General features: G+C 71.2%; 13 protein-coding genes. 4 read left to right on the top strand and 9 right to left on the bottom strand.

Going from position 1 to position 13569, the window contains the following annotated elements:
* Positions 1-29 precede the first annotated feature (29 nt).
* Positions 30-881 (top strand): peptidoglycan DD-metalloendopeptidase family protein, encoded by an 852-nt coding sequence (locus HS109_01390; protein ID MBE7521015.1) that lies wholly within the window; start codon positions 30-32, stop codon positions 879-881.
* Here HS109_01390 and HS109_01395 read toward each other — a convergent pair.
* Both HS109_01395 and HS109_01400 read right to left on the bottom strand, forming a co-directional pair.
* Complete coding sequence (locus HS109_01395; GenBank protein MBE7521016.1) at positions 862-1851, bottom strand: 4-hydroxythreonine-4-phosphate dehydrogenase PdxA; 990 nt, start codon at positions 1849-1851, stop codon at positions 862-864. The two genes, HS109_01390 and HS109_01395, sit on opposite strands and share 20 nt — an antisense overlap.
* A 133-nt stretch (positions 1852-1984) precedes the next feature.
* Positions 1985-2959 (bottom strand): tripartite tricarboxylate transporter substrate binding protein, encoded by a 975-nt coding sequence (locus HS109_01400; protein MBE7521017.1) that lies wholly within the window; start codon positions 2957-2959, stop codon positions 1985-1987.
* A gap of 110 nt (positions 2960-3069) precedes the next feature.
* Here HS109_01400 and HS109_01405 point away from each other — a divergent pair, with 110 nt between their 5' ends.
* Entirely contained in the window at positions 3070-4002 is a 933-nt protein-coding gene (locus tag HS109_01405) for a LysR family transcriptional regulator (GenBank protein MBE7521018.1), read from the top strand.
* Positions 4003-4030: 28 nt separating this feature from the next.
* Here the strand turns inward: HS109_01405 and HS109_01410 are convergent, their stop codons facing one another.
* The 6 genes from HS109_01410 to HS109_01435 form a co-directional block, all read right to left on the bottom strand.
* Complete coding sequence (locus HS109_01410; GenBank protein ID MBE7521019.1) at positions 4031-4525, bottom strand: YqhA family protein; 495 nt, start codon at positions 4523-4525, stop codon at positions 4031-4033.
* Between the two features lie 43 nt (positions 4526-4568).
* A complete protein-coding gene (gene greA, locus HS109_01415) occupies positions 4569-5045 on the bottom strand; it encodes a transcription elongation factor GreA (GenBank protein MBE7521020.1) in 477 nt (158 codons plus the stop codon).
* The gene (gene carB, locus HS109_01420) at positions 5042-8260 is read right to left on the bottom strand and encodes a carbamoyl-phosphate synthase large subunit (protein MBE7521021.1); all 3219 of its coding nucleotides are present in this window, start codon (positions 8258-8260) and stop codon (positions 5042-5044) included. The genes greA and carB overlap by 4 nt, the downstream gene beginning before the upstream one ends.
* Positions 8261-8342: 82 nt before the next feature.
* A complete protein-coding gene (carA, locus tag HS109_01425) occupies positions 8343-9500 on the bottom strand; it encodes a glutamine-hydrolyzing carbamoyl-phosphate synthase small subunit (GenBank protein MBE7521022.1) in 1158 nt (385 codons plus the stop codon).
* A 153-nt stretch (positions 9501-9653) separates the two neighbouring features.
* Positions 9654-10463 carry a 4-hydroxy-tetrahydrodipicolinate reductase gene (gene dapB / locus HS109_01430; protein ID MBE7521023.1) on the bottom strand — a complete coding sequence of 270 codons (810 nt, stop codon included), beginning with the start codon at positions 10461-10463 and terminating at the stop codon, positions 9654-9656.
* A gap of 22 nt (positions 10464-10485) precedes the next feature.
* Positions 10486-10890: an outer membrane protein assembly factor BamE gene (locus HS109_01435; GenBank protein ID MBE7521024.1), complete on the bottom strand. Its 405-nt coding sequence runs from the start codon at positions 10888-10890 to the stop codon at positions 10486-10488.
* 147 nt (positions 10891-11037) lie between these two features.
* Between HS109_01435 and fur the strand changes: the two genes are divergently transcribed.
* Complete coding sequence (gene fur, locus HS109_01440) at positions 11038-11466, top strand: ferric iron uptake transcriptional regulator (protein ID MBE7521025.1); 429 nt, start codon at positions 11038-11040, stop codon at positions 11464-11466.
* Between the two features lie 11 nt (positions 11467-11477).
* On the opposite strand, the gene murJ is transcribed toward fur, so the two are convergent.
* A complete protein-coding gene (gene murJ / locus HS109_01445; GenBank protein ID MBE7521026.1) occupies positions 11478-13049 on the bottom strand; it encodes a murein biosynthesis integral membrane protein MurJ in 1572 nt (523 codons plus the stop codon).
* A gap of 191 nt (positions 13050-13240) precedes the next feature.
* On the opposite strand from murJ, the gene rpsT reads away from it, so the two are divergent.
* Positions 13241-13504, top strand: a complete 264-nt coding sequence (gene rpsT, locus HS109_01450) for a 30S ribosomal protein S20 (GenBank protein ID MBE7521027.1) — start codon at positions 13241-13243, stop codon at positions 13502-13504.
* Positions 13505-13569: the final 65 nt, after the last annotated feature.

Genomic DNA, 13569 nt, shown 5'->3' on the forward strand with positions numbered 1-13569 from the left:
GCGCGGGGCCGCCGCACGACGAGCGCGCAATGAGCGCGAGCACGCGAGCGTTCGCGCTGGCGTTCGTCTTCACCGCTGCGCATGCGCTCGCGAACGACCTGCCGCGCGAGCACGCGGTGCCCGGCGGCATCGCAACGGTCGCGCTCGGAGCCGGAGCGTCCCGTCCGATAGCGCGCGCCGGCGACATTCCGCTGCTGGTGGTGGGCGACGCGCGCGGCTGGACCGCGCTCGTCGGCATTCCGCTCGCCGCGAAGCCGGGCAACGCCTCGATCGTCGTGACGCGCGAGGGACGCCCCGACGAGACGAAGCGCTACCGCATCGGGAAGGCGAGCTACCGCGAGCAGCGCCTCACGGTCGCGCCCGGACAGGTCGACCTCTCGCCCGAGGACCTCGCGCGCTACGAGCGCGAGCGCGCGCACCAAGCGGGCGTCGTTGCGACGTTCAGCGAGCCCGCGCCCGCGACCTTCGCCTTCGTCGCGCCGGTCGGGGGCGAACGCTCTCCGACCTTCGGCGCGCGGCGCGTGTTCAACGGGCAGGCGCGCGCGCCGCACAGCGGCATGGACATCCCCGCCCCGAAGGGCACGCCGGTTCGCGCGCCCGCGGCCGGCCGCGTGATCGACACCGGCGACTACTTCTTCAACGGCCGCACCGTGTGGATCGACCACGGCGGCGGCCTGCTGTCGATGGTCTGTCACCTCGACACGATCGCGGTCGCGCCGGGCGATGCGCTGCCCGCGGGCGGCGTCGTCGGCACGGTGGGCGCGACCGGCCGGGTCACCGGTCCGCACCTGCACTGGTCGGTGAGCCTCAACCGCGCGATGGTCGATCCCGCGCTGTTCCTCGCCGACGGTGCAGCGGGAACTACGCGGCGTTCGCCCTGATCGCCTGCGCAGCGATGCGCGCGGCGAGATCGAACGCCGCCTGCAGTCCCTCGACGTTCGCGATCCCCTTGCCGACGATGTCGAATGCCGTGCCGCTCGCGCAGGTCGCGACCGGCACCGGCAGGCCGCCGTGCAGCGTGACGCCCCGGTCGAAGCCCATCAGCTTCATCGCGATCTGCCCCTGGTCGTGGTACATCGACACGACCGCGTCGTAGTCGCCGCGGCTCGCCGCGACGAATACCGTGTCCGAGGGCATCGGGCCGCGCGCGTCGATCCCTTCGCGGCGCACCGCCTCGACCGCCGGCGCGATCACGTCGATCTCCTCGCGCCCGAGCGAGCCGCCGTCCCCCGCGTGCGGATTCAACGCCGCCACCGCGATCCGCGGCGCCGCGACGCCCGCGGCGACGAGATACCGGTGCACGATGCGCACCGCGTCGACGACGCCCGCCCCGGTGATCGCGTCGGCGACCTCGCGCAGCGGCACGTGCGAGGTAACGCGCGAGGTCCACAGATCCCCGGTGATGTTGAACTCGCTGGTGAAGCCCGGCACGCCGAGCCGCTCCGCCATCCAGCGCAGTTCGTCGTCGTGCGTCATGCCCGCGAGGCGCAGCGCGTGCTTGTTCAGCGGGGCGAACACGATCCCCTGCACCTCGCCGCGTTTCGCCGCGTCGACGGCCTCCGTGAGCGAGGCGAGCGCGGCGCGTCCGCCCGCTTCGGTCGCCTCGCCGGGCGTGATCGCGCCCTCGCCTCCGCACGACAACGCGTGCAGCGTCGCGCGGCCGGCGGCCGGTGACGACGACAGGAGCGCACGCACGCCCGCGATCCGCTCGCCGTGCGCGATCGTCGCCGGATCGGCGTACACGACAACGTCGGCGCGCTCGAAAATGCCCGGCCGCGCGAGGAGCTTCGCGGCGATCTCGGGGCCGATGCCGTTGGGGTCGCCGGGGCTGAAGGCGATGCGCGGTTTCATCCGGATCGGCGAACGGGAGAACGGGGAGGCGCCCGCAGGGCGCTTCGGGGGGACAGGCGACCGACGGGCCGCCCCGAGGTCGCCTTCTGCCCCCTGGGGGGAGGCGCCCGCAGGGCGCTTCGGGGGGATATCACTATTCAGCCTTGATGCCGGCGGCCTTGATGAGCTTGCCGAACCGCTCGAACTCGGCGCGGTTCATCGCGGCGAATTCGTCGACCGTGAGGGTCCCGGGCTCACCGCCGAGGCCCTTCAATCGCGCCTGGACGTCGGGGAGCGCGAGCGCGCGCTTCAACTCCGCCGCGAGACGCTCGATGACCGGCTTCGGCGTGCCGCCGGTGACGAACAATCCGTACCACGTCGTCATCTCGGCCGACGGGTAGCCGGCTTCGGCGATCGTCGGCACGTTCGGAAGCTCGGCCGAGCGTTGCGGCGAAGTCACGGCGAGCGGGCGGAAGCGCCCCGCCTTGATCTGCGACATCGCCGACGAGGTCGTGTCGAACATCATCTCGACGTTGCCACCGAGGATGTCGACGTGCGCCTGGCTCGATCCCTTGTACGGCACGTGCACGGTCTTGATGCCCGCGGCGAGATTGAACGCCTCGCCGGCGATGTGCTGCGTGCTGCCGACGCCCGACGACGCGAAGCGGATTTCGCCCGGCTTCGACTTCGCCAGCGCGACCAGTTCCTTCACGTCCTTCGCCGGCACCTTCTCGCCGACGACGAGCACGTTCGGGACGACGACGACGAGGCCGACCGGCGCGAGGTCCTTCAGCGGGTCGTAGGCGAGCTTCAGCATGTGCGGCGCGATCGCCTGTCCGGTGTTGGTCGCGACGAGCAGCGTGTAGCCGTCGGCGGGAGCCTTCGCGGTGAGATCGGCGGCGATGGTGTTCGACGCTCCGGGCCGGTTCTCGACGACGAACGGCTGCTTGAACGCCTCGGCGAACTTCTCGCCCAGCATCCGGGCGATGACGTCGGTGCCGCCGCCGGCGCTCGCGCCGACCATGATGCGGACCGGACGCGAAGGCCAGGCGTCCTGGGCGACTGCGGGGACCGCGAAAACGGCAGCGGCAAGCGCGGCGGCGAAGACTCGGATCCTGCTCACGGGCATTCCTCCTGCTGGCCGCGTCGTCCGGCCGGACGCGGATCGGCCGGTCATTGTGCGATCGGACCTGTGATAACCGCCAATCGCGTTTGCCTATGTTGTGATAGCCTGTTGGAATGTCCCTGCCCATCGCCGTGGCGAGCCGCCTGCGCGTGCGGCACCTCGCACTGGCCGTCGCGCTCGACACCCACCGCAGCCTGCGCCGCGCGGCCGCGGACATCGCACTGACCCAGCCCGCGGCGACCAAGCTACTCCACGACCTCGAGGATGCGCTGGGCGCGCGCCTGTTCGAGCGCCACGCCTGGGGCATGTCGCCCACGCCGCACGGCGAGACGCTGCTGCGTCACGCGCGCGGCATCCTCCACGACCTCGCGCAGGCGCACGCCGACATCGCGGCCGAGCGCGAGGGGCGGCAGGGGTCGCTGCGCGTCGGCGGCGTGACCGGCTCGGTGCCCACGCTCGTCGCGCCGGCGATCCGCGCGCTGCGCGAGCGGCACCCGCGCGTGCGCATCTACGCGCTCGTCAACACCAGCGAGGTGCTGCTGGAGGCGCTGCGGCGCGGCGAAATCACCGTGGCGGTGACGCCGCGCCCACCCGACGACGACCTCGCGGGCCTCGAGACCCGGCCGCTCGCCGACGAACCGCTCACCGTCGTCGCGCGCGCCGCGCATCCGCTGGCCCGTCGTCGTGCCATCGCGCTCGCCGCGCTCGCCGGGGCCACCTGGATCGTGCCGCCGGCGGGAAGCCCGCTGCGCCGGGACTTCGACACGCTGCACGCGGCGGCCGGCAACCGTCCGCCGACCGACCTGATCGAGACCGTGTCGATCGTGGCGACGCTCGCGTTGCTGCAGGCGACCGACGCGCTGTCGCTCCTGCCGCTCGGACTCGCGCGGCACTACGAGGCGCCGGGCATGATCGCGCGGCTCGCGGTGCCGCTCACCGGCGCCGGAACACGCTACGAGATCATGACGCGCGAAGGTCGCGGCCTCGCGCCGGCGGCGAGCGCGTTCGTCGATACCGTGGCCGCGCTCGCGCAGCGCAGCGGGTGAGCGGCGAGCGCCGGAACGTCCGGCGCCCCTAGGCGTCCTCGGACGGCTCCTGCCCGTGCGTGCCCAGCCTGCCGAGGTAGAAGGTCAGCGCGACGATCATGAGCGCGAGCGCGGCGCCGAACGACAGGAGGTCGCTCGAGCCGTCCCAGGCGACCGCCTCGCGCAGGAACAGCACCGCGAGCACGGCGATCACCACGCTCACGAGGTGCCCCTTGAGGTCGTCCAGGTTCTCGATGCGCAGCCATTTCGGCAGCGGAAGCTTGTCGTCGACGAACAGCGCATAGAGGCCGAGGCTGATGATGTAGAGCGCGATCGCGATCAGGAAGACGTCGACCGCCTCGATCAACCCGACGGCGAAGAGCTTCGCGGCCTTCGCCGAGAAATCGGCGGCCCGCCACGCGCCGCCGACCGAGGCTCCGATGACGATCGCCTCGTAGACGATCAACGCGGAGGATCCGATGAAGGTTCCGGCGACCGCGATCAGCGTGAAGAATCGGCTCGACGTGAGTACCCTGCGCAGCATTCGGTCACCTCCCCGGTTTGCGGCCGGCGCGTCCAGGCCCGGTTCAGCCGTAGCGAACGGCGACGATCGCGTAGGCGCGCGAACCGCCGGGGGCCTCGACCACGACGCTGTCGCCTTCGCGCTTGCCGATCAGCGCGCGCGCGAGCGGCGAGGACACCGACACCTTGCGGTCGCGGACGTCCGCCTCGTCGTCGCCGACGATCTGCCAGAGGCGCTGCTCGCCGGAATCCTCGTCCTCGATCTCGACGATCGCGCCGAACACCACGCGGCCGTCCGCCTCGATCGACGCCGGATCGATCACCTGCGCGCCGGCGAGCTTGTGCTCGATCTCGGCGATCCGGCCCTCGATGAAGCCCTGGCGTTCGCGCGCCGCGTCGTAGTCGGCGTTCTCCGAGAGGTCGCCGTGCGAGCGCGCGTCCGCGATCGCCTGGATCACCGCCGGGCGCTCGACCGACTTCAGGCGCTGCAGTTCCGCCTTGAGCTTCCCGGCGCCCGCCACCGTCATCGGCACTTTGCTCACGTCCGTCCTCCCGAAAGCCTGCGGTGCAACTCCTGGATCGACGCCGCGTCGAGTGCGCGCATCCCTTTCATGCCGATCGCGGCGGCGCGGAACCCGGCGATCGTCGTGAACGTCGGCACTTCGCCCGCGAGCGCGGCCCGGCGGATCGCCTGGCTGTCGTGGATCGCGCTGCGCTTCTCCTCGACCGTGTTCACGACCATCGCGATCTCGTCGTTCACGATCATGTCGACGATGTGCGGCCGGCCCTCGGCCACCTTGTTCACCGGGGCCGCCGGCACGCCCGCCGCGGCCAGCGAGGCCGCGGTCCCGCGGGTCGCGACGATCTCGAAGCCCAACGCGTGCAGCATGCGCGCGGAGTCCACTGCGCGCGCCTTGTCCGCGTCCTTCACGCTCACGAACACCCGGCCCTTGTCGGGGAGCCGCACGCCCGCGCCGAGCTGGCTCTTGACGAAGGCCTCGCCGAAGGTCTCGCCCACGCCCATCACCTCGCCGGTCGATTTCATCTCGGGCCCGAGGATCGTGTCGACGCCCTGGAACTTGATGAACGGGAACACCGCCTCCTTGACCGAGCAGTACGGCGGCACGATCTCGCCCTCGACGCCCTGCTCGTCGAGCGATTTGCCGGCCATGCAGCGCGCGGCGATCTTCGCGAGCGGACGTCCGGTGGCCTTCGACACGTAGGGCACGGTGCGCGACGCGCGCGGGTTCACCTCGAGCACGTAGACGACGCCGTCCTGGATCGCGAACTGCACGTTCATCAGTCCGACGACGTCGAGCGCCTTCGCCATCGCCACGGTCTGGCGGCGCAGTTCGTCCTGCAGTTCCTTCGACAGCGAGTACGGCGGCAGCGAACAGGCCGAATCGCCCGAGTGCACGCCAGCCTGCTCGATGTGCTCCATGATGCCGCCGATGACCACGCGGGCACCATCGGACACCGCGTCGACGTCGACCTCGATCGCGTCGTTCAGGAAGCGGTCGAGCAGCACCGGGCTGTCGTTGCTGACCTTCACGGCCTCGCGCATGTAGCGTTCGAGCTCGCGCTGCTCGTGCACGATCTCCATCGCGCGTCCGCCGAGCACGTAGGAGGGCCGCACGACGAGCGGATAGCCGATCTCGCCGGCGGCGGCGATCGCCGCTTCCTCGGTGCGCGCCGTGCGGTTGGGCGGCTGCTTCAGTCCCAGCCGGTGCAGCATCTGCTGGAAGCGTTCGCGGTCCTCGGCCATGTCGATCATGTCGGGCGTGGTCCCGATGATCGGCACACCATTGCGCTCGAGGTCGCGCGCGAGCTTCAACGGCGTCTGTCCGCCGAACTGCACGATGACGCCCCAGGGCTTCTCGACGTGCACGATCTCGAGCACGTCCTCGAGGGTCAGCGGCTCGAAGTACAGGCGGTCGGAGGTGTCATAGTCGGTCGACACGGTCTCCGGGTTGCAGTTGACCATGATGGTCTCGAACCCGTCCTCGCGGAGCGCCATCGCCGCGTGCACGCAGCAGTAGTCGAACTCGATCCCCTGCCCGATCCGGTTCGGCCCGCCGCCCAGCACCATCACCTTCTTCCGGTCGGTCGGCCGCGCCTCGCACTCCTCCTCCCAGGTCGAATACAGGTACGCGGTCTGGGTCGCGAACTCCGCCGCGCAGGTGTCCACCCGCTTGTAGACCGGACGCAGGCCGAGCGCGTGCCGCCGCGTCCGCACCTCGTCCTCGCTCCGCTTCAAGAGGTGCGCGAGCCGCCGGTCGGCGAATCCCTTGCGCTTCAGCTCGCGGAACTCGTCCTTCGTGAGCGATTCGAGCGTGCGCTTCTCGACCGCGAGTTCCAGTTTCACGATCTCCTCGATCTGCGCGAGGAACCAGCGGTCGATCTTCGTGTAGCCGTGCAATTCCTCGAGCGTCATGCCGATGCCGAACGCGTCGGCGACGTACCACAGGCGCTCGGCGCGCGGATAGGCGAGCTCGTCGCCGATCCGGTCGGGGTCGACGGTCTTCAGGTTGAAGCCGTCGACGCCGACCTCGAGCCCGCGCAGCGCCTTCTGCAGCGACTCCTGGAACGTGCGCCCGATCGCCATCACCTCGCCGACCGACTTCATCTGCGTGGTCAGCCGGTCGTCGGCCTGCCGGAACTTCTCGAACGCGAAGCGCGGGACCTTGGTGACGATGTAGTCGATCGACGGCTCGAACGACGCCGGAGTCGCGCCTCCGGTGATGTCGTTCGCGAGTTCGTCCAGCGTGTAGCCGACCGCGAGCTTCGCCGCGATCTTCGCGATCGGGAAGCCGGTCGCCTTCGAGGCGAGCGCCGAGCTGCGCGACACGCGCGGATTCATCTCGATCACGATCATGCGGCCATCGTGCGGGTCGATCGCGAACTGGACGTTCGAGCCGCCGGTGTCGACGCCGATCTCGCGGAGCACCGCGATCGAGGCGTCGCGCATGACCTGGTACTCCTTGTCGGTCAGCGTCTGCGCGGGCGCCACCGTGATCGAGTCCCCGGTGTGCACGCCCATCGGGTCGAGGTTCTCGATCGAGCACACGATGATGCAGTTGTCCTTGCGGTCGCGCACCACCTCCATCTCGAACTCCTTCCAGCCGAGGAGGGATTCCTCGATCAGGAGTTCGTGCGTCGGGCTCATCGCGAGGCCGCGCTTGCAGATCTCGTCGAACTCGTCCTTGTTGTACGCGATGCCGCCGCCGGTGCCGCCGAGCGTGAACGACGGCCGGATGATGCAGGGGAAGCCGACCTGGGCCTGCGCCCGGTGCGCCTCCTCGAGCGAGTGCGCGATGCCGCTTCGCGCGCTGCCGAGCCCGATGCGGTTCATCGCGGCCTTGAACTTCTCGCGGTCCTCGGCCTTGTCGATCGCCTTCTTCGACGCGCCGATCAGTTCGACGTCGAACTTCGTCAGCACGCCCTCGCGCGCGAGGTCGAGCGCGCAGTTGAGCGCGGTCTGCCCGCCCATCGTCGGCAGCAGGGCGTCGGGGCGCTCGCGCTCGATGATCGTCGCCACCATCGGCCAGGTGATCGGCTCGATGTAGGTGACGTCGGCCATCTCCGGGTCGGTCATGATCGTCGCCGGGTTGCTGTTGACGAGGATGACCTTGTAGCCCTCCTCGCGCAGCGCCTTGCACGCCTGCGCGCCCGAGTAGTCGAATTCGCAGGCCTGCCCGATCACGATCGGGCCGGCGCCGATGATGAGGACGGACTGGAGGTCGGTGCGGCGTGGCATGCGGATTCCGTGGAGGGTCGGGTCGGTCTCGCGGGGATCGTCCGGCGCCTTCGCGCGCGCGGCGCGCCGGCGCGACCGGAGGTCAGGCCTTGCGCATCATCGCGACGAAACGGTCGAACAGCGGCCCCACGTCGTGCGGACCGGGACTCGCCTCGGGATGGCCCTGGAACCCGAACGCCGGGCGGTCGGTGAACGCGACGCCCTGCAGCGAGCGGTCGAACAGCGAGACGTGCGTCACGCGCAGGTTCGAAGGCAGCGACGACGGCTCGATGGCGAAGCCGTGGTTCTGGCTCGTGATCATCACCTGCCCGCTGTCGAGGTCGAGCACCGGATGGTTCGCGCCGTGGTGGCCGAACTTCATCTTCATCGTGCGCGCGCCCGCGGCGAGCCCGAGCAGTTGATGCCCGAGGCAGATGCCGAACGTGGGCACGCCCGCGCCGAGGATCGACCGGATCGCGTCGATCGCGTAGTCGCAGGGCTCCGGGTCGCCCGGGCCGTTCGACAGGAACACGCCGTCGGGCCGGCGCGCGAGCACCTCGCGCGCGGGCGTCTGCGCCGGCACGACGTGCACGCGGCAGCCGCGCGCGACGAGCATCCGCAGGATGTTGTGCTTGACGCCGAAATCGTAGGCGACCACCGAATGACGCGCGGGCGGCGCCTCGGTGTAGCCGCGGCCCATCGCCCAGGTCGACCCCTGCCAGTCGTACGCCTCGCGCGTCGAGACGACCTTCGCGAGGTCCTGCCCGGTCATCGACGGCGCCTCGCGCGCCGCGCCCTTCGCCTGTTCGACCTCGACCGACCCGATCGCGGACGCGGCGACGATCGCGCCGTTCTGCGCGCCCTTCTCGCGCAGGATGCGCGTCAGCGCGCGCGTGTCGATGTCCGCGATGCCCACGATGCCGTGCCGCGCGAGCCAGGCGCCCAGGTCGCCTTCGCTGCGCCAGTTCGACGCGAGCGCGGGCAGGTCGCGCACGACGAGCCCCGCCGCGAAAGTCCGCCGCGCCTCGTCGTCCTCGCGCGTCACGCCGACGTTACCGATGTGCGGGTGGGTGAAGGTGATCACCTGGCCCGCGTACGAAGGATCGGTCAGGATCTCCTGGTAGCCGGACATCGACGTGTTGAACACGACCTCGCCCGATGCCTGCCCGACCGCGCCGATCGAGCGGCCGTGGAAGAGCGTGCCGTCGGCGAGCGCGAGGATCGCCGGGGTGCGCGGAGGAAAGAGCGCGGAGTCGGTCATGGCGGGCGGGCCCGGCGTCGATCCGGAGGCCGGACGTGCGAAGCGGGAGCCGCCCGCATCGTCCGGGACGCTCCCGCCAAGGCCCTGAATTCTACCGGAAAACAGTCCTCCCGGGCAACCGCGGCGGCGGCGGTCCGGCGCCCGGACGCCCGGTCAGGCGAGGCCCAGCACGTCGCGCATGTCGAAGAGACCGGCGCGGCGCTCGCGTCGGGCGGCGGCGGCGAAGCGTGCCGCGCGCAGTGCGCCGTCGGCGAACATCTGGCGCGAGGTCGCGCGGTGCGCGAGTTCGACCCGCTCGCCGGTCCCGGCGAACACGACGACGTGCTCGCCGACGACGTCGCCGCCGCGCAGCGTCGCGAAGCCGATGGTCCCCGGCTTGCGCTCGCCGGTCACGCCCTCGCGCGCGTAGACCCCCGCGCTCGCGAGGTCGATGCCCGCTCCCCGCGCCGCGGCCTCGCCCAGCATGAGCGCGGTGCCCGAGGGCGCATCGACCTTGTGGCGGTGGTGCATCTCGACCACCTCGATGTCGTAGGCACTGCCCAGCGCGCGCGCGGCGCGCGTGACGAGTTCCGCGAGCACGTTGACGCCGACGCTCATGTTCGCCGACAGGACGATCGGCACCGTGCGCGCGTGATCGGCGATCGCCGACTTGTGCGCGGCCGTGAGCCCGGTCGTGCCGGCGACGAGCGCGACACCGGCGCGCGCGCAGGCCGCCGCGTGGGCGAGCGTGCCTTCCGGCCGGGTGAAATCGATCAGCACGTCCGCGCCCGCGAGCGCCGCATCCACCTCGCTCGTCACGGCCACGCCGGAGGACCTGCCGAGCGCTGCACCGGCGTCGCGGCCGACCGTGGCGGCCCCGGCGACATCGAGCGCCGAGGCGAGCGCGAGGTCGTCGGCCTCCAGCACGCGCGCGACGAGCGCCTGGCCCATGCGCCCCCCCGTGCCCGCGATGGCGATGCGGATGCGGGCGGTCATGCGCGACGCGTCACTGCTGGACCTTCTTCAGCCACTCGAAGAACCAGTTGAAGATGCCCGGGTCGTCGGCGGCCGGGATGTGGCCGAGCGTGCGCTCGGCCGCGGCCTTGTTGAGGTCGGCGACCGACTTCGGCATCTCGTCGCCCTCCCAGCGCGCGAGCCTGTCGTCGACGAAGTAGACGGTGAACTGGCGGTGCTCGACGACCTTGCCGTTGCGCGAGAACTCGTAGACGTAGTCCCAGCGGTTGTCGCGGAACGCGCTCTGCACGAGCGGCGTGCCGAGCGCCACGCGCACCTGCTGGCGCGTCTGGCCCTGCTTCAGCCGGTCGACCATGTCCTGCGTGACGTAGTTGCCCTGGTTGATGTCCATCTTGTACACGCCGAACGACTGGATCGCCGGCAGGTACGTTTCCATCGTCTGGCAACCCGCGAGCGCGAGCGTCGCCGCAGCGCAGGCGAGGAATCGGCGGAGGATCGTCACGTCGGGGTCGATGGGCGCGGCGCGCGGGACTCGTTATTATAGCCGGGCCACCCGGTTTCCCCGGGACCGGGAGCCCCGCCGATGAACCAGCCCCACGATCTGCGCAGCGCCGGCCTCAAGGCGACCTTGCCGCGGCTCAAGATCATCAACGTCTTCGAGCAGTCGCGCGTGCGCCATCTCACCGCCGAGGACGTCTACAAGCAGCTCCTGACCGACGGCCTCGACGTCGGCCTCGCGACCGTCTACCGCGTGCTCACCCAGTTCGAGCAGGCCGGCCTCCTGGTGCGCCACCACTTCGAATCCGGCAAGGCGGTGTTCGAACTGAACGAGGGGAAGCACCACGACCACCTCGTGTGCATGCAGTGCGGCCGTGTCGAGGAGTTCTACGACGCCGACATCGAGAAGCGGCAGGCGAAGATCGCGCGCGACCGCGGCTTCGAGATCACCGAGCACGCGCTCTACCTGTACGCCGACTGCACCAAGGCGCGCTGTCCGCACCGCAAGGCCTGAACCCGCCGCGCCTATTCGTCCTGCGGCGGAGGAGCCTCGTGCGGCACGCCCTCGCGGCGGCTGAAGTCCCGCGGACGGAATCCGAGGAGCGCCAGGGCGGCGAAGTACGCCAGGGCGCCCGCCGCGACGATCAGCGCTAGGCGGACGACGCGCATGGCGAGCGTCGCCTCGAGCCAGGCCGATGCCGGGCCGACGGTGGCGGAGAGCACGGCCGCGAGCACGCCGCCCGCGACGACGATCCTGGCGACGAACATCGGCCAGCCCGGCCCGGGCACGTAGCGGCGCCGGCGGCGCAGGAGCACGAAGAGGACCGTCGCGTTGAACAGCGCGCCGATGCTCGTCGCGAGCGTGAGGCCCGCGTGGCCGAGCGGGGTCCGCATCAGGAAGAGCGCCAGCGTGGCCATCACGACGACCGTGATCACCGCGATCCGCGCGGGCGTCTTCAAGTCCTGCCGCGCGTAGAACCCCGGCGCCAGGATCTTGACCGACACGATGCCGACGAGCCCGACGCTGTAGCCGATGAGCGCGGTGCGCGTCGCGAGCGCGTCGGACGCCGCGAAGTGGCCGTACTGGTAGAGCGTCGCGACGAGCGGCAGCGCGAGCAGCCACAGCGCGATCGCGGCCGGCACCGAGAGCAGGAGCACGAGCCTCAGGCCCCAGTCGAGCAGCGACGAGTAGCGTGCCTCGTCGCCTTCGCCGCCGTGGCGCGCGAGCGTCGGCAAGAGCACGGTGCCGACCGCCACGCCGAGGAGCGCGCTCGGGAACTCCATCAGGCGGTCGGCGTAGCTGATCCACGCGATGCGGCCGTCGCCGAGCGAGGCGGCGAGCTGGGTGTTGACGAGGATCGACACCTGGGCCGCCGACACGCCGACGATCGCCGGCGCCATGTTGCGCAGCACCCGGCGCACCCCCTCGTGGCGCCAGTCGACGCGCGGGCGCGGCAGCATGCCGATGCGCACGAGCGGGACCACCTGCAGCGCGAGTTGCGCGATGCCCCCGGCGAACACGCCCCAGGCGAGCGCGAGCACCGGCGGGTCGACGTGCGGCGCGACGAAGAGCGCCGCCGCGATCATCGACAGGTTGAGCAACACCGGCGTGAACGCCGGGATCGCGAAACGCCGGTAGACGTTCAGCACGCCGCCGGCGAGCGAGGTGAGCGAGACGAACAGCACGTACGGGAACACGATGCGGATCAGGTCCGCGGTCAGCGTGGCCTTCGCCGGATCGCGCGCGAAGGCCCCGGCCAGCAGATAGACGAGCCAGGGCGCGGCGAGCACGCCCGCCACCGTGACGGCGAGGAGCACGAGCGCGAGCAGCGTCGCGACGCGCGAGGCGAGGTCGCGCGTCTCGCCGTCCCCCCGGGTGCGGCGGTACTCGGCGAGGATCGGGACGAACGCCTGCGAGAACGCGCCCTCGGCGAACAGCCGCCGCAAGAGGTTCGGCAGCCGGAACGCGGCCTCGAACGCGTCCATCGCCGGGCCCGCGCCGAACACGGCCGCCTTGACGCTCTCGCGCACGAGCCCGGTCACCCGGGAGGCGAGCGTCATGCCGGAGACGGTGAAGACGGCGCGAAGGAGGTTCATCGGGACATGGCCGGCATTCCGGGCGGCGGCGGGCGCAGTGTACCGACGGGTCGTCGCCGAAGATGCGCCCGGGCGCGGCCGCCGGCCGGCGCACCCGCCGCCGACCTTGCCGGGACCGGCAAAATGCGATAATATTTCAAGTCTTTGCCTTGCGGTCCCCCGCGAGGCCCAGCCCACGGGAAACGACAGTCATGGCCAACACGGCGCAAGCCCGCAAGCGCGCCCGGCAGGCGGAAGCGACGCGCAAGCGCAACGCGAGCCTCAAGTCCGAGCTCCGCACCGCGGTCAAGAAGGTGAAGAAGGCGATCTCCTCCGGCGACAAGGCGGCGGCGGCGAAGACGCTGCAGGCTTCGCAGGCGACGATCGACCGCATCTCCGACAAGAAGGTGGTGCACAAGAACCTCGCCTCGCGCACCAAGTCGCGCCTCGCCCAGGCCATCAAGGCGATGGCCTGACGTCGGCGGGGAGGACGGTGCCGTGAACCGAGAGCGCCCGCGTGGCGCTCTCGTCGTTTCGGAGC

Source organism: Burkholderiales bacterium (assembly GCA_015075645.1).
In the GTDB taxonomy this organism is placed as follows: domain Bacteria; phylum Pseudomonadota; class Gammaproteobacteria; order Burkholderiales; family Casimicrobiaceae; genus VBCG01.

Bases quoted from the DNA above. Each gene is read 5' to 3' on its own strand.
- carB (MBE7521021.1), bottom strand. From the start codon at position 8,260: ATGCCACGCCGCACCGACCTCCAGTCCGTCCTCATCATCGGCGCCGGC.
- HS109_01400 (MBE7521017.1), bottom strand. From the start codon at position 2,959: ATGCCCGTGAGCAGGATCCGAGTCTTCGCCGCCGCGCTTGCCGCTGCC.
- HS109_01405 (MBE7521018.1), top strand. From the start codon at position 3,070: ATGTCCCTGCCCATCGCCGTGGCGAGCCGCCTGCGCGTGCGGCACCTC.
- murJ (MBE7521026.1), bottom strand. From the start codon at position 13,049: ATGAACCTCCTTCGCGCCGTCTTCACCGTCTCCGGCATGACGCTCGCC.
- HS109_01410 (MBE7521019.1), bottom strand. From the start codon at position 4,525: ATGCTGCGCAGGGTACTCACGTCGAGCCGATTCTTCACGCTGATCGCG.
- HS109_01390 (MBE7521015.1), top strand. From the start codon at position 30: ATGAGCGCGAGCACGCGAGCGTTCGCGCTGGCGTTCGTCTTCACCGCT.
- HS109_01435 (MBE7521024.1), bottom strand. From the start codon at position 10,890: ATGGAAACGTACCTGCCGGCGATCCAGTCGTTCGGCGTGTACAAGATG.
- HS109_01395 (MBE7521016.1), bottom strand. From the start codon at position 1,851: ATGAAACCGCGCATCGCCTTCAGCCCCGGCGACCCCAACGGCATCGGC.
- rpsT (MBE7521027.1), top strand. From the start codon at position 13,241: ATGGCCAACACGGCGCAAGCCCGCAAGCGCGCCCGGCAGGCGGAAGCG.
- fur (MBE7521025.1), top strand. From the start codon at position 11,038: ATGAACCAGCCCCACGATCTGCGCAGCGCCGGCCTCAAGGCGACCTTG.
- carA (MBE7521022.1), bottom strand. From the start codon at position 9,500: ATGACCGACTCCGCGCTCTTTCCTCCGCGCACCCCGGCGATCCTCGCG.